We start from the raw sequence: 25,738 nt of genomic DNA on the forward strand, positions 1-25,738 counted from the left end.
TCGCGGACGGCCGTCAGACGGCGGCCAGGTCCGGCCGGACGCTGGGCCGGCAGTCCAGGACGTCGACCGGCTGTCCCATCGAGACGGCGATCCTGCGGTCGCCGCGGTACGGGTCCCGGCCGTGCGCGCAGAGCACGTTGTCGACCAGCATCACGTCGCCGACCTGCCACCGCTCGCGGACGGTCGCGGCGTGGTACGCCTCGTTGAGGGCGTCGACGTCGGCGCGTCCGAGCGGTTCGGCGTCACCGAATCCGGTGTTGAACGGCAGGCCGTCCGGGCCGAACTCCTCGGTCATCGCCTCGTGGATGTCGGGGTCGAGCGACCACTCGTTCCAGAACGCGAGGTGGTTGAACCAGACCTCCTCACCCGTGCGCGGGTGGTGGATCGTGGCGGGGCGCAGCTGGCTGGTGCGCAGGTTGCCGTCGGGGCGCCACTCGCAGGTGATGCCGTTCTCCCGGCAGTAGGCCTCGACCTCGGCCCGGTCCTCGGTGGCGAAGGCGGTGCGCCAGCCGAGGGAGACGTAGTCCGAGTAGTTGCGGGTGAGCGTCCAGCCGGAGGTCCGCCCCCGCTCGACCAGGTGCGCCGGCAGGTGCTCGAGCACCTTGCGGCAGTCGGCGGTCGGGGTGGCCCCGCCCTCCTCGGGGGCGGTGAGGCAGGCGAAGAGCAGCCGGCCGGGGAACGTGAGGGTGTAGCTGTTCTCGTTGTGCATCCGGATCGGCTGGGCCGGCGGCAGGTCGGTCGAGGAGAAGACCCCGTTGCCGTAGTCGCTGCGCGGGGTGGCCTTCTCGCGGTAGGGGGTGCGCTCGGGGATGAGCACGTCGCGCACGGCCGCGACGTCCTCGGTGCTGGCGACCGGCAGGCCGCGCAGGAAGATCGTGCCGTGGCGGTGCAGGGCGTCGGTGAGCTCGGCCTCGTTCTCCCGCAGCCAGTCGCAGGCCTCGCCGAGGTCGGCGGTGCGCGGGGCGTGGGCGAGGGCCGGTCGGCCGGGGTTCAGTTCCCAGGTCGGCATGGCGGCGCTCACTGGTGGGCGAGGGAGGCGACCAGGCTCGCGGGCCTGATGTCGGTCCAGTTGGCCTCGATGTAGTCGAGGCAGCCCTGGCGGGTGTCCTCGCCGTGGACGGTGGTCCAGCCGGCCGGCACGTCGATCCAGACGGGCCACAGGGAGTGCTGGTTCTCGTCGTTGGCCAGCACCAGGTAGCCGGCGTTGTCGTCCTCGAACGGGTTGCTCATGGTGTCCTCCTTGGGTTGATTCGAAGGTACGGGCGGCCCGGGGCCCGTAACGGCAGGAGGCGAGGCAGGTACGCGGCAGTTAAGGTGCGGGCGACTGCCGCCGTCGGGGGGCGGTCAGCGCGTCGGGCGGTCAGCGCGGGAGCAGGCGGACCGGGAAGTGGTCCAGGCCGAAGTTGATGATCGAGCGGTTGTGGGTGACCGGGCCGGTCGGCTCGATCGTGTCGACGCGTTCCAGCATCGCCGTGAACAGGGCGCCGAGTTCGGCCTTGGCCAGCGGTGCGCCGATGCAGTAGTGGGCGCCGAGGCCGAGGGCGAGGTGCTTGTTGGGGCTGCGGTCGAGCAGGATCTCCTCGGGCCGGTCGAAGGCCTCCGGGTCCCGGTTGGCGGACCACACCCAGACGGCGACCCGGTCGCCGCGCCGGATGGTGTGGCCGTCGAGTTCGGTGTCCCGGCTCGCGGTGCGCAGGGTGTGCAGCCCGACCGAGGTCCAGCGCAGGAGTTCGTCCAGGGCCGAGTCCATGCCGACCTCGCCCCGCTGCAGCTTCCGCCACAGTTCCGGGTTCTGGGTGAGGGTGTAGAGGCCCATGGCGGCGGTGTGGCGGACCGTCTGGACGCCGCCGACCACGATGTTGTCCAGGTTGAGCACGACGTCCTCGACCGGCAGCAGCTTGCCGCCGACCCGGTAGGTCGCCATCTTGCTGATCAGGTCGTCCTTCGGGTTCATCCGGCGCAGCATCACCTGGTGCAGCAGGTACGGGATGAGCTGCTGGTGGCCGGCCCGGCGCTCCTCGGGGGTGTTGCCGAGGAACGCGACGTCGCAGACCCGTTCGACCATCTCGCGGTCCTGCTCGGGGACGTCCAGGAGGTCGCACATGACGGACAGCGGGAGGGCGGAGACGGCGTCGACGAGGTTGACCTCGCCCAGTTCGACGGCCTTGTCGACGATCGCGGTGGCGAGGCCGGTGATGCCGGGGGCGGCACCGCGCACCGGGCCGGGGCCGAAGAACGGGTTGGCGGGGGCGCGGAGTTCGCGGTGCCGGGGCGGGTCGGTGAGGGCCATCATCCGGCCGGAGCCGACCGGGACGTTGCCCTCGCCGGCGCCGAGCAGCGAGCCCTGCTCGGAGCTGTAGAGGGCGGCGTCGCGCAGCACCTGCGCGGAGTGGCGGTAGGAGAGCACCGACCAGACCGGCCCGTCGTCGACGGTGTCGGTGCGGTGGACGGCGGCCTCCCGGCGCAGTTCGGCGATCAGGCCGGGGGTGTCGGGGCGGGCCCAGAGGTCGGGGTCGGTGAGGTCGACCGCGGTGGTGGTCAGCATGAGAACTCCGTCGTGGACTGGGTGGCGGCGCCGGGCCGCGCGATGAGCGAGGTCAGGAGGTCGACCGGGCCGGGCCCGTCGACGGTGGCGAGCAGGTGGCCGCCGGGGACGACGTGGTGGCCGGAGTCGCCGCGGGTGTGGACGGCCCAGCCTTCGAGCCCGCCGGCGGCGAGGAGCGGGTCCTCGACGCCGACGACGGTGTGCAGGTGGGAGCCGATCGGCGGGTGGGGGCGCGGCCGGTAGGTGGCGACCACGTCCAGGTCGGTGCGGATGCCGCGCAGCGCGTGTTCCTTCAGGTCCGCTTCGCCCTCGACGAGTTCGCCCATGCCGGCCAGCCGCAGCAGGTCGTCGGCGGTGTGCCGGGGGCGGTCCCGCCCGGCCCAGGCGGCCGGCGGCGAGGCGGAGGCGGCGACGACCAGCTCGGGCCGCCGCTCGGCGGGCAGGGCCCGGGCCGCCTCGTAGGCCAGCAGGGCGCCGAAGCTCTGCCCGTAGAAGCCGAACCGCCCGGTCAGGTGCGGGGTGAGGGCTTCCACGACGGCGTCGACCAGCAGGTCGAAGCTGGCGGGCATCGGGTGGGCGAGGCGGCCGCCGCGGGCGGGCGGGCGCACCGCCCAGACCTCGGCGGCGGGGGCGAGGGCGCGGGCCAGCGGGGTGTAGGCGGTGGCGTCGCCCCCGGCGTGCGGGAAGCAGAACAGCCGGAACGGGGCCCGCGGTTGGGGCACGGGGACGAACAGCCAGTCCCCCTCGACCCGGGGCCGGACCCGGGTGGCGGTGGTCATCCGCCGCTCACCGGGCCCGGGCGGTCAGGGCGGGCCGGGGGGCGGCGGTGCCGGCCCGGGTGGCCCCCTCGACGGTGGCGGTGAAGGCGGCCAGGTCGGCCGAGTCGAGCAGGTGGCGCAGCTGCAGCTCGATGCCGAGCCGGCGGCGCAGCAGGTGGACGACCCGCAGGGCGGCGAGGGAGTGGCCGCCGAGCGAGAAGAAGTCGTCGGTGGGCACCAGGCCGGACACGCCGAGGACGGTGCTCCAGACCTCGGCGACCTGGCCGGCCAGGCCGGTGGCCTCCTGCGGCTCCGCCTCCTCGGCGGCGGCCGGGACGGGCAGCGCCGCCAGGTCGACCTTGCCGTTGGGGGTGAGCGGCATGGCGTCCAGCACGGTGATCACCGAGGGCACCAGGTGGGCGGGCACGGTGGCCCGCAGCCGCTCGGTCAGCTCGGCGGGGGTGACGGCGCCGGTGACGTAGCCGGCCAGCCTGCGGTCGCCAGGGGCCGGCTCGTACACGGTGACGGCGGCGGCCTGGACGCCGTCCAGCCGGCCCAGCGCGTGCTCGACCTCGCCCAGCTCGATCCGGAAGCCGCGCAGCTTGACCTGGCGGTCCACCCGGCCGACGTACTCCAGCAGGCCGCCCTGGCCGCGCCGGGCCTGGTCGCCGGTGCGGTACATCCGGGCGCCCGGCCCGCCGGACGGGTCGGCGACGAAGCGTTCGGCGGTCAGTCCGGGCCGGCCGACGTAGCCGTGGGCGAGCCCGGGCCCGGCCAGGTACAGCTCGCCGACCACGCCGTCGGGGACCGGGGCGAGCTTCTCGTCGAGCAGGTGGAGGACCACGCCGGGCATCGGCGCGCCCAGGTGCGGCCCGGGGCCGCTGATCGGCGCGGTGACGGCCTCGACGGTGCACTCGGTGGGCCCGTACAGGTTGAGGGCGTCGATGCCGCCGTCGGCCAGTTCCCGCCAGGTGCGCTCGGGGACGGCCTCGCCGCCCATGAAGAGCCGGGGCACCCGGGCGCCGGCCAGCGGCTCGCGCAGCAGCTCCCAGTGCGAGGGGGTCAGGTCGAAGTCGGTGACGGCGTGTTCGGTCAGCAGGGCGGCCAGCCGTGCCGGGTCGGCGCGGTGCTCGTCGCCGATGACCAGGACGGTGTCGCCGCGGCAGATCCTGGTCCACTGCGGGACGGAGGCGTCGAAGGAGATGCTGGCGTTCCAGCCGACCACGCCGGGCTCGGCGCGGAAGGCGCCGGTGGCCTCCAGCCCCTCGATCAGTCCGGCGACGGCGCCGCGCGGCACCTCGACGCCCTTGGGGCGGCCGGTGGAGCCGGAGGTGTAGATGACGTAGGCCGGGTCGAGCGGGTCCGTCCGCTCGGGCAGCTCGGGCCCGTCGGCGGCGGCGTCCGGGCGCAGCACCGGCACGCCCTCGGCGGCCGGCAGGCCGTCGGCGCTGATCAGGGCGGTGAGGCGGGCGTCGGAGGCCATGAAGGCGAGCCGCTCGGCGGGGTAGGCCGGGTCGAGCGGGACGTAGGCGGCGCCGGCCCGCCAGACGGCGAGCAGGGCGACCGGCAGGTCGGCGGTGCGGCCGAGGTGGACGCCGACCCGGTCGCCGCGGCCGACGCCGAGGGCGCGCAGGGCGCGGGCCAGGGCGGCGGTGCGGCGGTCGAGGGCGGCGAAGTCGAGGCGGTCGGCGCCGGCGAGGACGGCGGTGCGCTCGGGGTGGGCGGCGACGGTGTCGCGCAGGCGCTGCAGCAGGTCGGTCATGGCGGGTCCTCAGAGGTCTCGGGCGGCGGCGGCCATGGCGTGCAGGGCGGCCGTGTAGGTGTCGATGAACTGTTCGGCGGTGCGGTCGGTGACCAGGGAGCGCTGGTGGTCCACGGCGAGCAGCACGCGCTGCGAGACCGGGTCCTGGATCAGCGAGGCGCCGAAGGCGAAGCTGTTGGGTTCGTGGCGCAGGGTCGGCTCGCAGCCGATCCGGCCGTCCACGATGCGGGCCGAGCTGAGCCGGCCCAGGGCGTGGAAGCGCAGGAAGCCGAACTGGGTGTCCAGCGCGGTGTCGGTCATCAGCCGGGCGAGGCGGGCGAAGGGCACCCTGCGGTGCGGCAGCATGTCGAGCTCCTCCCGGTGCACCTCGCGGGCCAGCGCCAGCAGGTCGTCGGTGGGCTCGCAGCTCAGCGGGACGGTGTTGAGGAACAGCCCGTACACCTCGGTGCCGCCGAGCCGTTCCAGCCGGCCGTTGACGGCCAGGCCGGTGGTGACCCGGGAGCGCCCGGTGATCGCGGCGAGGGCGTGCAGGTGGGCGGCGAGCGCGACCGACTTGACCGGGACGGCGAGCGCCTCGGCGACCAGCCGCAGCTGTCCGGGCGCCTCGGGCAGCACCCGCTCGACAGTGCGCGACAGCTCGTGCACGTCCTCACTGCCGGGGAACAGCTGGCCGCTGGCGCCGGACAGCCGCTCGCGCCAGTACACCAGCGAGCGCTCGTCCCGGGCGGCCTCCCGTTCGACGGCCACGAAGTCGCGGAAGGCGGTGCGCGGCGGCGGGGTGGGGGCGCCGAGCGGGTCGGCGGCGAGGGCGGTGTGGCGCTCCAGGATCTCGGTGAGCAGCGAGGTGAAGCTCCAGCCGTCCAGGATCGCGTGGTGCTCGGAGACGGTGAGCTGGAAGACGTCGTCGGCGAGGCGCTGCACGGTGATCCGGAACAGCGGCGGCGCGGTGAGGTCGAAGGGGGTCAGCCGGTGGGCGTCGAAGACCTCCCGGACGGCCGTGTCCTGGTCCAGTTCGCCGCGCAGGTCGGCGAACTCGACGGGGGCGGGCAGCCGGCCGTGGACGAGTTGCAGCGGTTCGCCGTAGCCGGACAGGTCGAGGCCGGTGCGCAGCACCGCGTGCCGGTCCATCGCCTCGGCGACGGAGCGGCGGAAGGCCGGTTCGTCGAGGTCGCCGGAGATCCGGTAGGAGTTGACGTTGTGGTAGCTGTCGGTGCCGCCGGCGATCTCCATGTGGAAGACCATGGAGAGCTGCATGGACACCATCGGGTAGGCGTCAGCGAGGCCGGGCGGCAGGTCGGCGCGGTCCTCCGGGGTGATCAGGGCGAAGGGCTCGCGGGCCTCCGCTCCCCCGGCGACGGGTTTGGCCAGCGGCAGCAGGGCGGCGACGGTGGGGGCGTCGAAGACGTCCCGCAGGCTCACCCCCCAGCCGCGCTCGTGCAGCGCGCCGGCCAGCTGGACGGCCCGGATGGAGTCCCCGCCGAGGTGGAAGAAGTCGTCGTGGACGCCGATGCCGTCGACCCCGAGGACCTCCGTCCAGACGGCGGCGAAGGCCTCCTCCTCCGGGGTGCGCGGCTCGACGTGGCGGCCGCCGGTGGCCGTGCTGCGCTGGCCGGGCGCGGGCAGCGCGGCCCGGTCCACCTTGCCGTTGACGGTGAGCGGCAGCGACTCCAGCACGGTGTAGCTCGCCGGGACCATGTACGGGGGCAGCGAGCGGCCGAGGAAGGCGCGGACGTCGGCGGGTTCGCGCCCGGTGACGTACGCGGCGAGGCGGTCCTCGTGCACGGTGACCACGCAGGCGTCCACGTCCGGGTGGGCGGCGAGGGCGTTCTCGATCTCGCCGAGCTCGATCCGGAAGCCGCGCAGCTTGACCTGGAAGTCGGCGCGGCCGATGTACTCCAGCCCGCCGCCGGGCAGCCGGCGGGCGACGTCGCCGGTGCGGTAGAGCCGGGACCCGGGCGGGCCGTAGGGGTCGGCGACGAAGCGGCCGGCGGTGAGGCCGGGGCGGCCCCAGTAGCCGTGGGCGAGGCTGCCGCCGCCGATGTACAGCTCGCCGGCCGCACCGGGCGGGCAGGGCCGCAGCCAGTCGTCGAGGACCTGCGCGGTCAGGTGCGGCATGGGCGCGCCGATCAGGCTGCGTTCGAAGCCCTCGCTGCCGGCCAGGTCGTGGGTGGTGACGTGGACGGTGGTCTCGGTGATGCCGTACAGGTTGCAGAGCCGGGCCGGGGGCGGCGGGTCGAGCTCGAACCAGCGCTGGACGACGGCCGGGTCCAGCGCCTCCCCGCCGAGCATGATCCACTTCAGCGCGGGCAGGGCGCGCGGGCTGCGGCGCAGCACGGGCTCCAGCTGGCGCAGCGCCGAGGGGGTGAGGCAGAGGTAGGAGACCCGCTCCTCCTCCAGCAGCTGGGCGAACTCCTCCGGCGAGCGGCTGGTCACGTACGGGACGACGACCAGCCGGGCGCCGTGCAGCAGCGCACCCCACATCTCCCAGACCGTCCAGTCGAAGGCGTAGCTGTGGAAGAGCGTCCAGGTCTCCTCCGGGCCGAAGCCGAAGTGCCGCTCGCCGTCCGCCATGAGCCGGCTGACGTGCTCGTGGGCGACGGCGACGCCCTTGGGGCGGCCGGTGGAGCCGGAGGTGAAGATGACGTAGGCGACGTCGCCGGGCCGGCCGGCGGCGGGCGGGCGGGTGTCCGGCCGGGCGGCCAGGTCGGCGGCCTCGGCGCCCAGGTCGTAGGCCTGCCAGGGGCCTTCGGGCACCCGGTCGGCGCGGTCGGTGACCACCAGGGTGACGTCCGTGTCGCCGAAGACGAGCGCGGCGCGGTCGGCGGGGGCGGCCAGGTCGACGGGCACGTACGCGGCGCCGGTCTTGAGCACGCCGAGGACGGTGACCAGGACGTCGGCGGTGCGGTCCAGCAGCATGCCGATCCGGTCGCCGGGGCCGGCGCCGCGGGCCCGCAGGGCGTGCGCGAGGCGGTTGGCCCGGCGGTCGAGTTCGGCGTAGCTCAGGGTGCGGTCCTGGTCGCTGACGGCGGGCCGGTCCGGGTGGGCGTCGGCGGCCCGCTCGAACAGGTGGTGCAGGCAGTGGCCGGGGGTGTCGGTGGCGCGGGGCCCGTCGTCGCTCCTGGTGGTCAGCCGCAGCACGGTGGCGTCGGGCTCGGCCAGGGCCGCGCCGAGCAGGGCGTCGAACTCGGCGGCGAGGCGCCGGACGGTCCCCGGGTCGAACAGCTCGCTGCGGTACTCGGCCTCGCCGCGCAGCTCACCGCCGTCACCGCCGTCGAAGAGGGACCAGGTGAGGTCGAACTTGCTGGTGCCGTTGGAGCGGACCCGGCTCTCCGCGGTGGCCGGGCCGAGCGCGAACGGGGTGCGGTCCTCGCCGTGGGCGCCGAACACCACCTGGACCAGCGGCGGGTGCTGCGCGGTACGGGCGGCGCCGAGGTGGTCGACCAGCTGGTCGAAGGGCACGTCGAGGTAGCCGTAGGCGTCGAAGGCGACGTCCTGGACGTGCTCCAGCAGGCCCCGGAAGGTCTGGGTCGGCGAGAGCCGCAGCCGCAGCGGCAGCAGGTTGACGAAGTAGCCGAGCAGGTGCTCCAGTTCGGGGCGGTCGCGGGTGGTGACCGGGGTGCCGATCACCAGGTCGTCGGCGCCGGTCCAGCGGTTCAGCAGCAGGGCGAAGGCCGCCAGCTGGACGGTGAACGGGGTGACGCCCTCCGCCTCGGCCAGGTCGCGGACCCGGGCCGCCGTCCCGGGGGCCAGGCCGAAGCCCTCGGTGCCGCCGGCCGCGCCGCGCTCGGCGGGCCGGGGCCGGTCGGTGGGCAGCTCCAGCAGGCCGGGCGCGCCGTCCAGCTGCTCCTTCCAGTAGGTCAGGTGGTCCTCGTAGGAGGTGCCGAGCCGCTCCCGCACGTCGTCGGCGTACTGCACGGTCAGCTCCGGCAGCACGGCCTCCCGGCCCGCCACCGCGGCGCCGTACAGTTCGGCGAGTTCGCGGCCGAAGACCTCGGCGGACCAGCCGTCCCAGACGATGTGGTGGACGGTGAACAGCACGGTGGTGCGCTCGTCCGCCAGCCGGAAGGCCTCGGCCCGCAGCAGCGGGCCGGTGGCCAGGTCGAAGGGCTCGGCGCAGCGGGCCGCCAGCAGCTCCTCCAGCCGCTCTTCCAGGCCGACGCCCGCCGAGGGACGCAGGTCGGTCACCGCGAGCGGCACCCGCAGGGCGTGGTGCACCTCCTGGCGGGGGCCGTCCGGGTGCAGGGCGAAGGTGGTGCGCAGCACCTCGTGCCGGGCCGTCACGGCGTCCAGCGCGCCCTGGAGCAGTCCGAGGTCGAGCGGGCCGGTGACCTCGACGGTCCAGGGGGTGCAGTAGGTGACGGCCTTCGGGTCGAGGCGGTCGAGGAACCAGAGGCCGCGCTGCAGCCCCGAGACGGGCGCGGTGCGCGCCGGGTGGTCGGACGGGCGCACGGCCTCGTTCCCTTCCTGTGACGGGCCCACGGGCTCGTTCCCTTCCTGTGCAGTACGGCCCGTCATCGGGCGGCCAGCCGTTCGGCGATGGCGCTCACGGTGCGGGCCCGGAACACCAGTTGCGGGGGGACGCGGGTACCGGTCTCCCGGGACAGTCGCATCGCGACCCGGACGGCGGCCAGCGAGTTGCCGCCGATCCGGAAGAAGTTGTCCTCGCGGCCGACCTCGGCGAGGTCGAGCACCTCGCGCATCGCGTCGGCGACCAGCCGCTCGGCCTCGGTCAGCGGGTCGGGCGCGGCGGCCCGGCGGCCCACGGGGGCGGGCAGCGCCCGGCGGTCGACCTTGCCGTTGTGGTTGAGCGGCAGCGCGTCCAGGACGTCCAGGGTGGCGGGCACCATGTGCTCGGGCAGCAGGGCGGCCAGGTGGTCGAGCAGGGCGTCCGGGTCGGGGGCATCGGCGCCGACGGTGACGTAGGCGGCGAGCCGGCGGTCGCCCGGGGCGGGCTCGTGCACGGTGACCACCGCCTCCTGGACGGCCGGGTGGCGGGTGAGCGCGTCCTCGATCTCGCCGGGCTCGACCCGGAAGCCGCGGACCTTGACCTGGTCGTCGACCCGGCCGGTGACCTCCAGCAGCCCCTCGGCGTTGACGAAGCCGAGGTCGCCGGTGCGGTAGAGCCGCTCGCCGGACTCGCTGAACGGGGAGGCGACGAAGCGTTCGGCGGTCAGCGCGGGCCGGCCGAGGTAGCCGTGGGCGAGGCCGCCGCCGGCGGCGTACAGCTCGCCCGTGACGCCGGGCTCGACCGGACGCAGCAGCTCGTCCAGGACGTGGACGCCCTTGCCGTTCAGCGCGGCGCCGATCGGCACCGAGCCGCCGGCCAGGTCGGCGGGGGCGACCCGGTGGCAGGTGGTCAGCCCGAGGCTCTCGACCGGGCCGTAGCCGTTGGCGACCGCCAGGCCGGGGTGGTTCTCCAGGGCCTTCGCCACATGGGTGACGGAGGCCCGTTCACCGGCGGTGAAGGCGAGCTTGAGGCCGTCGTAGGTCTCCGGGAACTCCTCCAGCAGGAAGTTGAACAGGCTCGCGGAGAGCTGGAGCTGGGTGACGCCGTGGCGGCGGGTCAGCTCGGCGATGGTCTGCGGGTCCGGCCGCTGGCCGGGCTGCAGGACGCAGCTGCCGCCGAAGCAGAGGGCGCCGTAGAGCTCCAGCGCGAAGGCGTCCCAGGAGACCGGCGAGCACTGCAGCCAGACCTCCTCCGGGCCGAAGCGGGCGTAGTCCTGGCCGAGGTAGGTGCTGGTGAGCGCCCGGTGCGGGACGGCCACGCCCTTGGGGCGGCCGGTGGAGCCGGAGGTGAACATCACGCAGGCGAGGTCGGCGCCGCCGACCGGCAGGCCGAGGTCGTGCGCCGGGTACGCGGCGAGTTCGGCGGCCGAGGCGTCCAGGTCCACCTGGCCCACCCGCTCCGGGAGGGCGAACGGCACCGTGGCGCGCCGGTGGGTGACCACCGTGGCGGCGCCGGTCTCGGCGACCGCGCCGGCCAGCCGCTCGGCCGGGAAGTCCGGGTCCAGCAGGGTGTAGGCGGCGCCGGTCTTGAGGGCCGCCAGCAGCGCGGTGACCAGCTCGGGGCCGCGCTCGGCCAGCACCGCGACGGTGTCGCCGCGGCCGATGCCCAGGCCCGCCAGGTGGCGGGCGAGCCGGTTCGCGTCGGCGTTCAACTCGCCGTAGCCGACGGTCCGTTCGCCGGAGACCAGGGCGGTGGCGTGCGGGGCGCCGGCGGCCCGCGCCTCGAACAGCGCGTGCACCGGCACCTCGACGGCGGCGGCCAGGGTGCCCAGCCACTCCTCGCACAGGCCGGCCATGGCGGCCGGGCCGAAGAGGTCGCTGTCGTACTCGAAGCGGCCGGTGAAGCCGGTGCCGAGGTCGTCCACCGAGACGGAGAGGTCGAAGCGGGAGACCGGGTTGGAGTGCAGGGCGCGGGTCACCTGGTGGCCGCCGACCGTGAACGGCCGGGTGTCCAGCGGGTGCAGCTCCAGCAGCACCTGGCAGAGCGGGTTGCGGTCCTCGGGGCGCTCCTCCAGGACGGCGTTCGCGATGTCGTCGAAGGGCACCTCCTGGTGGCGGTAGCCGCCGATCGACACCTCGCGCACGTGCCGGACCAGCTCGCGGAAGGACGCCCCCTCCTCCAGCTTCAGCCGCAGTGGCAGCAGGTTGACGAAGTAGCCGATCAGGCCGTCGAGTTCGGCCCGGCCCCGGACGTTCACCGGCGAGCCGAGCACCAGGTCGCGCTGCCCGGAGCGGCGGTGCAGGGTGAGCGCCAGCCCGGCCAGCAGCACCATGAACGGGGTGGCGTCCTCGCTGCGGGCCAGCGCCCGGACGGCCTCGGCCACCGGGTCCGGCATCGCGAAGCGGTGGAAGGCGCCGCGGAAGGCCTGCTCCTCGGGCCTGGGGTGTTCCGTGGCCAGCGCCGGCTCCGTCGGGGCGTCGCGCAACTGCTCACGCCAGTAGTCGAGTTGCCGCTCGGCGGTGTCGTCCCGGTACTGCCAGGCGGCGTAGTCGCCGTACTGGACGGCCAGTTCCGGCAGCGCGGCCGGACGGCCCTCGGCGGCCGCGGCGTACAGCTCCTGGAGTTCGCCCTCCAGCACCGCCAGCGAGCCCTCGTCCCAGACGATGTGGTGGAAGAGCAGCAGCAGCGTGGTCGCCCCGTCGGCCCGGAAGACCCGGGCGCGCACCAGCGGCCCCCGCTCCAGGTCGAAGGGGACCAGCGCGGCCTCGGCGACCAGCTCGTCCACCCGGTCGGCGGTGGTCTCGGTGAGCGTGAACGGCAGCTCCACCGACGGGTGGACGACCTGGCGCGGACCGTCCTCGGCGAGCTCGAAGGTCGTCCGTAGGCTCTCGTGCCGCTCCACCACCCCCGCCAGCGCCCGCCGCAGCAGCTCCGGGTCGACCGGCCCGGCGAAGCGGAACACCCAGGGCACCACGTAGGTCGGCGCGTCCGGGTTCCACTGGTCGAGGAACCAGAGGCCGCGCTGGAACTTGGACAGCGGGGCCTCGGTGGCGCCCGACCGGACCAGCTCCGGGCGCTCGCCCCCGGTCGCGGAGCTCACCGCGGCGGCGAACTCGGCCAGCGTCGGCGCGTCGAAGATGGTGTACGGCGACACCATGCCGAAGACGTCGAAGACCCGGCCCACCACCCGTACGGCGGTCAGCGAATCGCCGCCCAGGTGGAAGAAGTTGTCGTCGGCGCTGACCTCCGGCACCCCGAGCACGTCCGCCCAGACCGCCGCGATCAGCTGCTCGGCGGGGGTGCGCGGCGGACGGCCGGCCGGCCTGCCCTCGGCGGCGGCCTGCGGCTCGGGCAGCGCGGCCCGGTCCACCTTGCCGCCCGCGGTCAGCGGGAAGGCCTCCAGGGCGGTCAGCGTCGCCGGGACCATGTGCTCCGGCAGCCGCTCGGCCAGCCACGGCCGGACCTCGGCGTACCCGGGCACGGCGCCCGTCACGTACGCGGCCAGCCGGCCCTCGTACGCCACCACGACACAGCCGGTGACGCCGGGGTGGCCGGCCAGCACCTGCTCGATCTCCCCGGGCTCGACCCGGAAGCCCCGGATCTTCACCTGGTGGTCGCTGCGGCCGAGGAACTCCAGCGGGCCGTCCTCGGCCGTGCGGCGCACCACGTCGCCGGTGCGGTACATCCGCGCGCCGCCTGGTTGTTCCTGTTGACCGTCGGGCCCGGCCGCGAACGGGTCCGCGACGAAGCGGTCGGCGGTGAGGCCGGGACGGCCCAGGTAGCCGGAGGCCAACAGCGGCCCGCCGACGTACAGTTCGCCGGACTCGCCGGGCGGCACCGGCCGCAGCCGCTCGTCCAGGACGTAGAGCCGCCGGGCGCCCAGCGCGGTGCCGATCGGCACCCGGGCGGCCGGCTGCTCACCGGCCAGCCGGTGGGTGGTGGCGGTGACCACGGTCTCGGTCGGGCCGTACGCGTTCAGCAGCGGCACCCCGGTCGCCGCCCACCAGGCGGCGGCGGTGGCCGGCTCCAGCTTGTCGCTGCCGGAGACCATCAGCCGCAGGGTGCGCGGCACCCGGCCGCCGAGGGCCGCCACCACGTCCTGGAAGTAGCCGGCCGCCAGGTTGGCGACGGTGACGCCCTCGGTGTCCAGCAGGTCCAGCAGCTCGGCCGGGGCGAGGAGTTGCTGTTCCGGCAGGACCAGGCAGGCCCCGGCGGCGAGGGCGCCGAGCACCTGCTCCACCGCCACGTCCACGGTCGGACGGGCGAACTGCAGCACCACGTCCCGCTCGGTGAGGCCGAAGGTCTCGACCACCGCGGCCAGGTGGCCGGTGAGCGCGGCGAGCGGCACGTGCACGCCCTTGGGGCGGCCGGTGGTGCCGGAGGTGTAGATGACGTAGCCGGCGGCGGCGGAATCCGCCTGTGCGGTCAGCTCGGTGAGCGTCTCGCCGTCGAGGGCGAGGGAGGCCCCGGCGTCCTCGGCGATCCAGCGGTTGCGGTCCTCGGGGGCCTCCCGGTCCAGCGGCAGATAGGTGGCGCCCGCCCGCAGCACCGCCAGCAGCGCGACCACGTGGTCCAGCCGGTCGCGGCCGGTGACGGCCACCGTCCGCCCGGGGGCGATCCGGGCGGCGAGGGCGGCGGTCAGGCCGTCCAGCTCCCGGTAGCTGACGGTCCGGCCGCCGGATCGGACGGCCGGCCGCTCCGGAAAGCGGCGGACGGCGGCGGCGAACGGCCCGAATTCGGGCGCCGTGAATTCGACGGGGAAACCGCGAGAGGACATCATCCAACCCCAGATCGTGAGAGAAATCGGCGACGAAATCAACGATAGGGGGAATTCGAAGGCCCTATCGGCAGAACGAGCGGAAGGAAATCGGCAGTTTCATCATGCCGCTTTCCGAGCAGGCCAGGGCTACCGGCCGGGGTGGTTCAGAATTCCTCGGAAGACCATACGTCAGCCCGGTCGAGGGCGTCCGGCGCATATTTTCCGAGCGCACTGATCAGCAGTCGGAGTTCCAGCGCCAGGCATTCCGCGAATCGGCGCAGCCCGGATTCCCGGTCCTCCGCGACGGCCAGCAGCGCCGCCCGGCCGAGGCCCACCGCGCGGGCGCCCAGCGCCAGGCTCTTGACCGCCCTGGCCCCCTCCCAGATCCGCCCGGAGACCAGCAGGCTCGGCGGCGGGTCGGCCGCCAGCCGGCGCAGGCACTCCGCCAGCGGCAGTCCGACGTGCGGCAGGAACACCCCGGGCGCCCAGCCGGTGCCGCCCTCGGCGCCGTCCACCACGACGGCGTCCGCGCCGGCCTCGTGCGCCACCCGGGCCGCCTCGGCCACGTCCCGGCCGGGGTAGAGCTTCACCCAGATCCGCACCCTCGGGTAGTTGTTGCGCATCAGCCGGATCTGCTGGCGCAGGATCTCCGCGGTGAAGGTGCCCGGGGTCGCGGCGCGCAGCACCCGGCCGTCGCCGAACAGCGGATCCAGCCCGAAGCGGTCGCCCAGCGCGGCGGCGGCCTCCGCCTCCAGCACGGTCATCCCGCCCAGGCCCGGCTTGGCGCCCTGGCCGACCTTCAACTCGAAGGCCAGCCGCCCGGATTCGAGCAGCGGCAGGGCGGCCGGGTCACTGTGGACGAGGTTCCACACCTCGGCGTCGGCGTCCTCGGTGCTCTGCTGGACGGCCACGCCGCCCAGCCCGTCCGGGAGTTCCTCGCCGTAGGCGCGCAGCCGGCCGAGCAGGGTGCGGTCGGCCGCCTCGCCGAGCCGGCCGTATCCGTTCACCGGCACCACGTTCTCGCCGATCACCATCGGGATCCCGAGCGCGCCGGCCTGCCGGCTCAGGGCCAGCCCCAGGTCCCCGCCGGCCGCCCGGGTGGAGCCGGTCGCGGATACGTACACCGGCAGCGCGGAGGTGAACCCGCCGATGGTGGTGGTGAGTTCGACGTCCCGGTAGTCGGGCTCGCGGCCCAGGTCGATCAGTTTGGCGAGCCGCTGCGGCAGGAACAGCGGCGGGACGATCCGCAGGGCGTCCAGCGCGTCCGGCCGGACGAACCGGTCGGCCGTGTCGGGCCCGCCCGCACCGAACAGCACGTGCCCGTACTCCTCGGCGGGCGGGAACGCGGCCGCCGCCCCGGCCCGGGCCCGCCGCCGGACCTCCTCCTCCGGGAAACCGGGTGCGCTGAGATCGCTCAAGGCGACACCACCCCGGCGAGCTTCGGGAAGGCACTGGCCTGCCAGACGGCGTCCAGCCCGGCGACGTAGCGGGTGAGCCGCTCGACCCCGATGCCGAAGCCCGCGCTGGCCGGCACGCCCTCGCGCACCAGGTCCAGGTACCAGCGGTACTTCTGCGGGTTCTCGCCGGTCTCCCGCATCCGGGTGACGATCTCCGCGTAGTCGTTGGTGCGCTGGCTGCCGCTGCACAGCTCGCCGTAGCCCTCGGGCGCGAGCAGGTCGAAGTTGCGCAGCAGGCCCGGGTCGTCGGGGTGCTCGCGGTCGTAGAAGCCGCGCGAGCCCTTCGGGTAGTCGGTGACGAAGAACGGCCGGTCGCGCCGGGCCGACAGCAACGCCTCGCCCTCCCAGTCGAGTTCGGCGTCGGCGCTCTGCGGGTGCCCGATGCCCTGGAGCTCGGTGACCGCCTCGGCGTGCCGGATGCGCCCGAAGGAGCCCTTCAGCAGTTCGGCGAACGCCTGCGGGTCCCGGCCGAGTTCGGCGAACTCCTTGGGCAGCTCGCGCACCGCGCTGTCGACCATGTGCACCACCAGCTCCTCGGCCAGCTGGACGACCTCGTCGCGGCTCGCGCCGGCGACCTCCACGTCCAGCTGGTGGAACTCGGCCAGGTGCCGGTTGGTCCCGGCGGTCTCCAGGGGCTCCAGGCGGACGTTCGGGGCGATGCAGAAGATCTTGTCGAAGGCGAGCAGCGAGGCCTGCTTGTACAGGATCGCGCTGGTCATCAGCTTGTAGCGATGGCCGTAGAAGTCGATGTCCACCTGCTTGGAGCCGCGCGCGCCGGGGTCGGTGACCGGGCCGATGATCGGCGGCAGCAGCTCGGTGAAGCCCCGGCCGCGCAGGAACTCGCGGGCGGCGGTCAGCAGTTGCTGCTGGACGCGGAGCGCGCTGCGGGTGGCCGGCGCGGTCAGGTGCCGGCCCGGGTCGGTCGGGGGCAGGGGCGTGGCGTCGGGCATGGTCGGGGTCCTCATCTCTCGGGGCGGGTCTGTGCTCGGAAAGGCGGGTCTGTGCTCGGAAAGCGGGGGTCTCGGGTTGCCTCAGCGGGCGGTCGGCTCAGCGCGCGGCCGGCAGGCCCCGGGGTACGGGCGGCGTGGCGGCCGGCCGCGGGTCCCGGCCGTCGTAGCGCCGCTGGACGTGGGAGAGCGCGGACAGCAGCCCGGCCGAGCCGAGGATCGGCGGGCGGCCGCCCTCGACCAGCCCGGCGATCGGCATCGAGCCGACGGCCGACCAGTACAGCCGCCCGTCGGGGCCGAGCGAACTGCGGGTCCGCCCGGCGTTGTCGGGGTGCAGGCAGTAGGGCACGTCCAGGTAGCCGGCCGCGAACGCCCGGACCAGGGCCCGCCCGAGGTCGGCGTCCAGGTCGAGCACGGCACCGATCAGCGCCCTGGCCTCGGCCTCGATCCCGGTGTCCGGCGGCGCGGCGGGCCGCGGGCGGGTGCGCTCCGCCGTGGCGGCCGCGGCGGCGGCCTCCAGCGCCCGGACGTTCTCGGTGACGGTCGGAATGCGGTGCGCCTCGGCCGTGGTCTTGACGATCAGCCGGGCCGCGCCGCCGCGCACGGCGAGCCGCGCCGCGTCCTCCAGCAGCAGCCGCGCGCCACCGGGCGAGCGCGGGTAGACGCCCATGTAGGCGTACACCACGAGGTGCCGGTCGACGTCCGCGAGCAGCTCGTCCGCGATCCGGCCGAGCGCGGCCAGCGCCTCCTCGTCCTGCCGGGCGTTGGTCTGCTGGGCGTAGCTGAGCGAGATGCTGCGCAGTCCGTGCTGGCGGAAGAACAGCGCCTCCAGCACGCTGATCGCGATCAGCAGCGAGGGCGGGCAGAGCTGGCCCATCATGCAGCCGCCGAACGTCTCCAGGTGCGGTTCCGCTCCGAACTCCCGGATGGAGGCGAGGAGTTCGCAGCTGCGCCGCCAGCAGGCCACCGCCTCGTGGAGCGGGGTGCGGCCGTACGGCAGGCAGTAGGAGACCGGTCCGCCCTCGGTTGCGTCCAGGCCGGCCGCCAGCAGCGCCTCGAAGATCCGCTCCGGCGCGGCCGAGCCGTGCCGGACCTGCACGGGAAAGCCCGCGTCGGCGACGCCGTGCAGCACCGCCCGGGTGACGTCGACCGGGTGGGTGGCGATCGGGTAGCCGTTGAGGCCCGCCCCGAGGGCCAGGGCGCGCCGCGCGGCGTCGAGGTCGCCGGTGCGGGTGTAACTGTCCAGGGTGATGGTGCCGACGGTGACGGCGGCCGCTCCCCGGGTGGCGAGCAGGCCGTCCCGCATCCGGGCCGCCTCCGCCATGCCCATCCGGGGCTGGACCACCAGGGCCCCGGCGTCGGCGGCCTGCGCCACGAACGCGCCGAAGCCGGTCACAGCAGGACCCGGGAGCGCAGCCCGTCGACGAACTCGCGGAACGGGGCGACCGAGCCGCCCTCCTCGAAGACGGCGTCGAAGCCGGCCGACAGCAGGGTCCGCTCGCGGTCGGGGTCGTCGGCCCCGGCGATGCCGAGCTTTCCGCCGATGACGGTCGGCGTGCGCCGCAGTTCCGGGCAGGCCCGCAGGGCCGGGATGACCCGCAGGCCCTCCTGGTGGCCGTGCCCGTTGACGCTGCTGATGACGATCAGGTCCGGCACGATCCGGCGGCATTCGGCGAGCAGCAGCGCGTCCGGGACGCAGGCGCCCAGGTTCGTCACCCGGTGGCCCATCTCCTCCAGCAGCAGCTGCAGGAAGACCAGGTTCCAGGTGTGCGAATCCGAGGCCAGCGTCGTCACGACGACGTCCAACCCGCCGTCTTCGGCATTTCCGTGCTCCACAACTCAGCCCTCATCGGTAGAGATCGTCGATGGAATTCCGCCGACGCCCGGGCCGGCGGTCCGGGAACTCCGGCGCGCGTTCCGCGACGGCCCAGCCCCACGGAGAACGTTAGGAACGATCGGGCCCGGTGAGCGGCAGCTCCAGCGGCACAATGCGGCAGAATCGGCGCCCACCGGAGGCACTGCCGCCGGGGGCACAGCCACCGAAGGCACGACCACCGAAGGCACAGCCGCCGGAGGCGCTGCCGCCGGGTCGGCCCGCATCAGCCCGCGACCGCCAGCAGCGGCACGTCCCCGGCCGCGGCCAGCCGCAGCCCCGGCTCCTCCCGGACGAGGCGCCGGCAGAGGTTGAGCACCGTGAACCGCACGCCGTCCCGGGCGGGCACGCTGCGGATCAGTCCGCGCGACAGCAGCTCGTGCACCGTCGCGAGGCAGGTCTGCAGGGCCCAGCCGCTGCGGACCACCGCGTCCTCCCCGGACCAGTCCCCCGGCCCGTCCACCAGGACCTCCAGCAGGGCGCGCTGGCGTTCCGTCAGCCGGCGGATCGCCGGCTCCACCTCGTCCCGGACGTCACCGCGCGCGCCGTACACCAGCGGCGGCGCCGCCAGGGTGAACGGGACGGCCGCCAGCCGGTCCACCAGCTGGCCGGGGGACTGCACCAGCGCCCAGCCCGCCGCGCGCTCCAGCGCGCCCGGCAGGCCGTCGAGGTGGCGGCAGAGCTCCGCGACGGCGGGCGCCTCGGAGCGCTCCAGGGTGTAGCCGGGGCGCAGCCGGCACAGGTGCGAGAGCAGCAGCCGGACGGCTCCGACCTGCGCCAGCGCCTCCGGATCGGCGTCGAGTTCGGGCGCCGGGACGGGCAGCGGCGCGAGCGGGATGACCTGGCAGCCGGGCAGCGGCCGGGCTTCCCGGGCGGTGATCAGCACCCGCAGCCCGGGGCAGTGGTGGAACAGCGCGTCCAGCTGTCCGGTGTCCACTCCGCCGTCGGCGCCGTCCAGCACCAGCAGGGCGGGGCGGTCGCCGATCTCCCGGACGAGCTCGTCCGCCCGGCCGCGCCAGGGGTGCGCGCCGCCGCCGCACTCCACCCACCGCACCGACCAGCGGGCGGCCAGGTGCACCCGCCGGGCCACCTCCAGGGCGAGCCGGGTCTTGCCCACCCCGCCGAGGCCCACCAGCGAGACCAGCCGGTCCCCGTGCACGGCGAAGGCGTCGACCAGGACCTCGGTCTCCATCTCCCGGCCGACGATCGCCCCGCGCGCCACCGGCGGGGCGGCCGGCACCGGCAGCGCCACCGGATCGTCGCCGAGCGGGTGCCGGCGGGCGGACTCCTCGAAGTCCGTCCGGCTGCGGCCCTCCAGCCGCAGCGCGTCCGCCAGCAGCCGCACGGTCTCGTTGCGGGGCCGGCGGACCCGGCCGGCCTCCATGTCCCGGATCGCCCGCACGCTCAGGGTGGCGTGGTCGGCCAGGCACTGCTGGGTCAGCCCGATCCGCTCGCGCCGTACCCGCAGCAGCTCTCCGAAGCCCGCCGCCGTCCTCACCGCTTGCACCGACTGCCCGCTGTCCATGCCTCGTCTGCCCTTCCGTGGTTCGGACACTCACTGGAGGCCCGGTCCGGCGGCGTGAGCACCGGGCACCCGTACGGCCCGTGGTCCGGCCGTACGGGACCCGGTGGTCAGGCTGTGGCCTCCGAACCGGTTCCCTCCGGTTCCCGATGCTCCAGGCTCGGCGTCTACGCGCGATCAACGGCCGATCACCGGCCCCACCCGCGACCTTCACGCCTGCCCCACATCCCGTGCGGGGCCCTCCGGAAACGGGGGCACGGCCGGGAGGGAAGCGGACGGACCGGGGCACAGGCGGACCGAAGCGGGCGGGGTGGGACGATACCTGCCATGTCCAGAAAGTCTCCGCCGGTCCGGGACGCCGCCGCCCCGCCCGATCCGCTCCGCCGTCTGCTGCTCGACCTGGGGGAAGCCCTGCTCGGCGGTGGTCTGCCCGTCCACGAGGTGGAGGAGGAACTCCGCGGACTGGGCCGGGCGCTGGGGGCGCCGGAGGTACGGGTCGCCGCGCTGACCAACGGCCTGTTCGTCGCGCTGACCGCCGACGAGGGCACCCGGTTCCAGCCGGTGGGCGCCGCGCTTCGCTTCGAGCAGACGGCGGACGTCCTGCACCTGGTGCACCGGCTGCGGGCGGGCGAGCTGGACGGACCCCGGGCGCTCGCCGAACTGGACCGGATCCGGCGGGCGCCGGCCCGCTGGCCCGGCTGGGTGGCGGACCTCGGGGCGCTGCCCGTCGGGGTCGGGGTCTGCCTGTTCCTGCAGCCGGCGGCGGCCAACGTGCTGGCGGCCGGGCTCGGCTCGCTGATCGTGGTGGGGCTGACCGTGCTCGCGCGGCGCCTGCCGTACCTGCGGCCGCTGCTGCCCGTCACCGCCGGGTTCCTGGTGGCGCTGCTGGTCCTGTCGCTGGCCCGCGCCTCCCTGCTGGACGGCCCCCTGCGGACGATCGTGGCCACCCTGGCGATCCTGCTGCCGGGCGGGCTGCTGGTCACCGGCCTGTCGGAGATCGCCGCGGGCGCGGCCAGCGCGGGGACCGCCCGGCTGGTGTCCGGCGCGGTGCAACTGGCGCTCTTCCTGGCCGGGGTGGCGGCGGCCGCGACGGCGATCGGCCTGCCGGCCGCCGCGCTGGCCAACGTCCAGGTGGCGAAACCGAGCTGGTGGGTGATCGGGCTGGGGCTGGCGGTCGCGGTGGCCGGAGTGGTGGTCAACGTCCACGCCCCGCCCGCGGCCGTCCCGTGGATCGTCGTGGTGATCGCGGTGAGCGTGACCGTCCAGGTGGTGGTGGGATCGGTGCACGGCGCGGCCATCGGCGGCCTGGCCGGGGCGGTCTCGGCGGCGGTCGCGGCGACCCTGGTGCACTGGCTGCCCGGCGGCCCGCTCTGGCAGGTGCTCTACCTGCCGGCGTTCTGGATCGTGGTGCCGGGCTCCTTCGGCCTGCTGAACACCGCGCAGATCGAGGTCGGGAACGGCGCCCAGTCGGTGCTGGCGGCCGTCTCGGCGGTGTTCGGGGTGTCGATCGGCACCCTGATCGGCGCCGTGGTCAGCCGGATCCCCCGCCCCTCCTTCGCCGTCGCCCGGCCCCGGACCTGAACCGGGCGGCGCGACGGCGAGTTTCGGGCGGGGGCGGGGAGGGGCGGGGCCGGTCAGGGGTGGCGCAGCGCCTCGGTGAGCCGGGTGGCCGCCTCCATGACGGCCTGGGACAGCTGGGCGCCGGGGTGGCGGGTGAGCCGTTCGATCGGGCCGGACACCGAGACCGCGGCCACCACCCGGTTGGACGGACCCCGGACCGGCGCGGAGACCGAGGCCACCCCGAGCTCGCGCTCGCCGATCGACTGCGCCCAGCCGCGCCGCCGGACGCCGCTCAACGCGGTGGCGGTGAAACGGGCGCCCTGGAGGCCCCGGTGGAGCCGCTCCGGCTCCTCCCAGGCCAGCAGCACCTGGGCGGCCGAGCCGACCTTCATCGGGAAGGTGATGCCCACCGGGACGGTGTCCCGCAGACCAGAAAGCCGCTCGGCGGCGGCCACGCAGATCCGGACCTCGCCCTGCCGCCGGTAGAGCTGGGCACTCTCCCCGGTGACGTCCCGCAGGTGGGTCAGGACCGAGCCGGCGGCGGCCAGCAGCCGGTCCTCGCCGGCGGCCGCCGAGAGTTCGGAGAGCCGGGGGCCGAGGACGAAGCGTCCCTGCAGGTCCCGGGAGACCAGCCGGTGGTGTTCGAGCGCGACCGCGAGCCGGTGGGCGGTGGGCCGGGCCAGGCCGGTGGCGGCGACGAGCCCGGCCAGGGTCGCGGGACCGGCCTCCAGGGTGCCGAGGATCGAGGTGACCTTGTCGAGCACGCCGACGCCACTCGTGTTCTGCATGGGATGGGTACTCCGTCTCAAGTCCCGTGAGCGGCGGGTGGGTCCGGCTCACGGAGGCTCCACGCGGGGAGCCTGGGGGGTGGTCAGCGCGGACGGGCCGGGGAAGTCGGCCGAGAGCCTGCGCCGGGCACGAGACGGGTACGCGAAAGGGCCGGGGCGGGAAGCGCCCGGGCGAAGGACAGCACAGAGAGCACCGTGTCTCCTCATCTTTCCCGCGCCACAGTGGCGACAGGCCGGAGTTGGCACTGACCCGGACGGCACGGCGCGTACTTCGGACGCCGGGTCGAACGGGGAGTTGCCGGGGCTTCGTAGGGCCGGTCCCTCCACCCCTCTGGATGATTCGCCAGGAACCATACAAGATTCCCCGGCCCGCCCGCCAAACCTTTGCCCCGGCCCCACGCCCGGCCCGCGAGCCGAAGGGGCGCGCCGACGACCGGCACTTCCCCCACCCCGGTTGGCACGAAGGTGGCGGATCGGGGCCGTCGACCCCGCGGACGGCGGGTGGCAGGGTCGGAAGCAGCCCGCGACCGGCGGGATCCACTGCAGGCAGGGGGGCACCCATGACGACGACATCCGACACCCGGGCGGCCGCCGGACCGGGCGCGGGCGGCCCCCGGCCGCGGACCGCGGGCTGAGGCGGGCACCGTGGACGACCGCTCCGAGCGCCACCGCCTCACCGACCCGCCGCGCCACCACGCCCCCGCCCGCGCCGAGCGCCCGGACGGACGGTTCACCGCCACCACCGAGCGCAACTCCACACCTCCGCACGAGAGTTGGCCGAAGGCCCCGGCGTCGGACACCGAGGCCTGGCGCCCGGTACTGGACTCGCTGGCGGACGGCATCCTGGCGACGGCCACGCCCGACCGGACGGACCGTCTCTTCCCAAGTGACGTCCAGCAGTTCGACCCCGGCCACGGCGGACTCGGCCTCGCCTACGGCGCGGCCGGCGTGCTGTACGCGCTGCACGCCTGCGGCCGCCCAGCCCCGGCCGAGCACGTCGACTGGCTGGTGGCCCGCGCCGCCGCCGCGCCGGACCTGCCGCCCGGACTGTACGACGGGCTGACCGGCATCGCCTGGGCGCTGGCCCGGCTGGGCCGGCGGGAGGCGGCCTGCGCGATGATCGAGCGGGTGATCGCCGCCGAGCCGCCGGCCGACCCCGGGCTCGGCTCCGGACGGGCCGGCCTCGCGCTCGGACTGCTCGACCTGGCCGAGGCGGTCGGCCGGCGCGGCCTCGCCACCTGGGCACTGGCGCTCGGACACGAGCTGGCCCGGGAGGAGCCCGCGCCACGGCTGCGCGGTCCGCTGGACGGCTGGAGCGGGCAGGCCGCGCTGTTCCTGCGGCTGCACGGGCACACCGGCGACCCGGGCTGGCTCACGGCGGCCGAGACGGCGCTGGGCCGCGAACTCGACGGCGCAGACATCGGCGACGGGATGCTCGTCCTGGTCGAGGACCGCTACCGCCGCAAGCTCCCGTACCTGGCGGCGGGCGGTGTCGGCACCGCGGGCCTGATCGCCGAACTGGCCCTGCGCACCGGCCCGGACCGGCTGCCCGCCCGGTTAGCCGAGGCGCTGGCGGCCGCCGCACTCTTCTGCCGGCCTGACCCGGTCACCGCGCCCGACCTTGTCGCCGCGCCCGGCCTGTTCGAGGGCCGGGCCGGGCTGCTGCTGCACCTGCTGCGGACCGGGCACCCGGCCGAGGCCGACCGCCAGCTGCGCCTGCTGGAGTCGCAGGTGATGAACCACCGGGGTGGCCCGGCATCCCCGGGCGGCCGCTCGATGCGGCTCTCGGCCGACCTCGCCACCGGCGCCGCCGGGATCCTGACCGCCCTGCACGAGGCGGTGCTCGGCCCGGTGCCGCTGCCCGGCCTCACGGACTTCCCCCGGCCCTGACGGCGCCCGGGACCGACCGCCCAGTCGACGACGTCGCTGCCCGCCGGCCCCACCCGGCGGGCAGCCGCCCGTCCCGGCTCATCCCCCGCCCCGCGCGCCCGCCGGTGTCAGCAGGGCGCCGTGGCGTCCGCCGGGAAGGTCAGCCCCTCCCGCTCGGCCAGCACCCCGGCCTGGAACCGGCTCTGCGCGCCGAGCCGCTGCAGCAGCTCGGCGATGTGGCGCCGGCAGGTGCGGGTCGACATGCCCAGCCGGCGCGCGATCGTGTCGTCCTTCTCCCCCGCCGCGAGGAGCACGGCGATCACGTCCTCCACGTCGCGGGACACCGTACGGACCGCGGTCTGCGCGGTGTCGTACGGAACGGCCTGGCTCCACTCGTGCTCGAAGAGCCGGACGAAGTACGCCACCAGGGACGGCTCCCGGACCAGCAGCGCCGCGCCGCCGGCCGGCCGGGCCGGTACGAGGGCCGTCGTCCGGTCCACCACGACCAGCCGGCCCGGCACCTCGGCCCTGGTCCGGATCTCCGCCCCCGCGGCGATGACCAGTTCCGTGTAGGAGCGGGTCGGGTGGTCGAAGCGGGTCAGGTGCTGGTGGACGCACCGCAGCCGGACGCCCCGCTCCAGCATGTCCAGGTCCCGGGGCAGCGCCTCCACCAGGGCCGCTCTCGGATGCCCGCCGCCCGGCTGGACCGCCAGCACCTCCTCCCGCGCGGCGCCCAGCACCGAGTCGAGGGCCGAACGGACCACGTGCCGGTCCTCCAGCAGCCGGACCGAGCCGTCCGAGCCGCCGCCCTGCGAGTGGTACACCGGTTCCAGCGAGGCCACCTCGGCGCGCAGCCTGGCCAGTTCGGCCTGGCGGCGGCCCAACTCGGCCTCCTCGACCCGCAACCGGGCCTCCGCCTGCCCGGTCAGCCGCGCCGCGGCCGCCTCCGGGCCGACCGCCGCGAGGCGGCCGGGCCCCTCCCCCGGACGCTGGACCAGCAGGCAGAGCGCCACCAGCAGGTCGACGGCCCGCCGGCACTGCGCCTCGGTGAGCCCGAGCTCGTCGGCGATCCGCCCCCGGTCGGCGGGCTCGAACCCCCGGTGCCGCACCGCCCACTCGTAGACCAGCCGGGCCTCGTGATCGAGCAGCGCCGCACGCCCCGACGGCCGAACCGTGCCCGCATTGGTCGGATTCATCCACCCCTCCTCAGTCGGCCAACATCTTCCTGTCACCCTCCGGCCCCTGGCGTCCGCCGCCCGCGGTGGCGACTATCGAACAGCCGCCAGGGCATCGCACCGAACACCGGACACGGTGCGGATCGCCCCGGCTGTCACGAGGGGTGCCAGGAAAGAACGGAGAAGGGTCCGCGCCGCGTTCACCGCGCCCGGCCCGGCCACCGGCACTCCCCGAGCTCCCCCACCCCGCGGGAGCCGTCCCCCGACCCCCACCAA

16 protein-coding genes and 1 riboswitch are annotated in these 25,738 nt (G+C 75.4%); of the genes, 2 read left to right on the forward strand and 14 right to left on the reverse strand.

Going from position 1 to position 25,738, the window contains the following annotated elements; translation table 11 throughout:
• Positions 1 to 13 precede the first annotated feature (13 nt).
• From ACYP53_RS24800 to ACYP53_RS24855, 12 genes are all read right to left on the reverse strand, one after another.
• The gene (locus tag ACYP53_RS24800; RefSeq protein ID WP_459649018.1) at positions 14 to 1,009 is read right to left on the reverse strand and encodes a TauD/TfdA family dioxygenase; all 996 of its coding nucleotides are present in this window, start codon (positions 1,007 to 1,009) and stop codon (positions 14 to 16) included.
• An 8-nt stretch (positions 1,010 to 1,017) separates the two neighbouring features.
• On the reverse strand, positions 1,018 to 1,230 hold the full coding sequence (locus ACYP53_RS24805; RefSeq protein ID WP_189922088.1) for an MbtH family protein: 213 nt from the start codon (positions 1,228 to 1,230) through the stop codon (positions 1,018 to 1,020).
• Positions 1,231 to 1,360: 130 nt separating this feature from the next.
• On the reverse strand, positions 1,361 to 2,545 hold the full coding sequence (locus tag ACYP53_RS24810; protein ID WP_459649019.1) for a cytochrome P450: 1,185 nt from the start codon (positions 2,543 to 2,545) through the stop codon (positions 1,361 to 1,363).
• Positions 2,539 to 3,324 carry a thioesterase II family protein gene (locus tag ACYP53_RS24815; protein WP_459649020.1) on the reverse strand — a complete coding sequence of 262 codons (786 nt, stop codon included), beginning with the start codon at positions 3,322 to 3,324 and terminating at the stop codon, positions 2,539 to 2,541. Before ACYP53_RS24815 ends, ACYP53_RS24810 begins: the two co-directional genes overlap by 7 nt.
• A gap of 7 nt (positions 3,325 to 3,331) precedes the next feature.
• The gene (locus ACYP53_RS24820; protein ID WP_189922085.1) at positions 3,332 to 5,065 is read right to left on the reverse strand and encodes a non-ribosomal peptide synthetase; all 1,734 of its coding nucleotides are present in this window, start codon (positions 5,063 to 5,065) and stop codon (positions 3,332 to 3,334) included.
• A gap of 9 nt (positions 5,066 to 5,074) precedes the next feature.
• Entirely contained in the window at positions 5,075 to 9,514 is a 4,440-nt protein-coding gene (locus ACYP53_RS24825) for an amino acid adenylation domain-containing protein (protein ID WP_459649021.1), read from the reverse strand.
• Between the two features lie 62 nt (positions 9,515 to 9,576).
• Complete coding sequence (locus ACYP53_RS24830) at positions 9,577 to 14,292, reverse strand: amino acid adenylation domain-containing protein (RefSeq protein WP_459649022.1); 4,716 nt, start codon at positions 14,290 to 14,292, stop codon at positions 9,577 to 9,579.
• A 143-nt stretch (positions 14,293 to 14,435) separates the two neighbouring features.
• A complete protein-coding gene (locus tag ACYP53_RS24835) occupies positions 14,436 to 15,689 on the reverse strand; it encodes a glutamate synthase-related protein (RefSeq protein ID WP_189922081.1) in 1,254 nt (417 codons plus the stop codon).
• Positions 15,686 to 16,678, reverse strand: a complete 993-nt coding sequence (locus tag ACYP53_RS24840; RefSeq protein ID WP_459649023.1) for an asparagine synthetase A — start codon at positions 16,676 to 16,678, stop codon at positions 15,686 to 15,688. The genes ACYP53_RS24835 and ACYP53_RS24840 overlap by 4 nt, the downstream gene beginning before the upstream one ends.
• Before the next feature lie 97 nt (positions 16,679 to 16,775).
• Positions 16,776 to 18,071 (reverse strand): methylaspartate mutase, encoded by a 1,296-nt coding sequence (locus ACYP53_RS24845; RefSeq protein ID WP_459649024.1) that lies wholly within the window; start codon positions 18,069 to 18,071, stop codon positions 16,776 to 16,778.
• On the reverse strand, positions 18,068 to 18,481 hold the full coding sequence (locus ACYP53_RS24850) for a cobalamin B12-binding domain-containing protein (RefSeq protein WP_459649025.1): 414 nt from the start codon (positions 18,479 to 18,481) through the stop codon (positions 18,068 to 18,070). Before ACYP53_RS24850 ends, ACYP53_RS24845 begins: the two co-directional genes overlap by 4 nt.
• Positions 18,482 to 18,774: 293 nt before the next feature.
• Positions 18,775 to 20,073 carry a helix-turn-helix domain-containing protein gene (locus ACYP53_RS24855; RefSeq protein ID WP_459649026.1) on the reverse strand — a complete coding sequence of 433 codons (1,299 nt, stop codon included), beginning with the start codon at positions 20,071 to 20,073 and terminating at the stop codon, positions 18,775 to 18,777.
• Positions 20,074 to 20,397: 324 nt separating this feature from the next.
• Between ACYP53_RS24855 and ACYP53_RS24860 the strand changes: the two genes are divergently transcribed.
• Positions 20,398 to 21,651 (forward strand): threonine/serine exporter family protein, encoded by a 1,254-nt coding sequence (locus ACYP53_RS24860; RefSeq protein ID WP_189922071.1) that lies wholly within the window; start codon positions 20,398 to 20,400, stop codon positions 21,649 to 21,651.
• A 53-nt stretch (positions 21,652 to 21,704) separates the two neighbouring features.
• Here the strand turns inward: ACYP53_RS24860 and ACYP53_RS24865 are convergent, their stop codons facing one another.
• On the reverse strand, positions 21,705 to 22,418 hold the full coding sequence (locus ACYP53_RS24865) for an IclR family transcriptional regulator (protein WP_189922069.1): 714 nt from the start codon (positions 22,416 to 22,418) through the stop codon (positions 21,705 to 21,707).
• A gap of 200 nt (positions 22,419 to 22,618) precedes the next feature.
• Positions 22,619 to 22,760: riboswitch (SAM riboswitch) on the reverse strand.
• 303 nt (positions 22,761 to 23,063) lie between these two features.
• Here ACYP53_RS24865 and ACYP53_RS24870 point away from each other — a divergent pair.
• The gene (locus ACYP53_RS24870) at positions 23,064 to 24,308 is read left to right on the forward strand and encodes a lanthionine synthetase C family protein (protein WP_459649027.1); all 1,245 of its coding nucleotides are present in this window, start codon (positions 23,064 to 23,066) and stop codon (positions 24,306 to 24,308) included.
• A gap of 107 nt (positions 24,309 to 24,415) precedes the next feature.
• Here the strand turns inward: ACYP53_RS24870 and ACYP53_RS24875 are convergent, their stop codons facing one another.
• The gene (locus ACYP53_RS24875; protein WP_459649028.1) at positions 24,416 to 25,483 is read right to left on the reverse strand and encodes a LuxR C-terminal-related transcriptional regulator; all 1,068 of its coding nucleotides are present in this window, start codon (positions 25,481 to 25,483) and stop codon (positions 24,416 to 24,418) included.
• Between the last annotated feature and the right edge of the window lie 255 nt (positions 25,484 to 25,738).

Source organism: Kitasatospora sp. Ki12, from assembly GCF_054601375.1.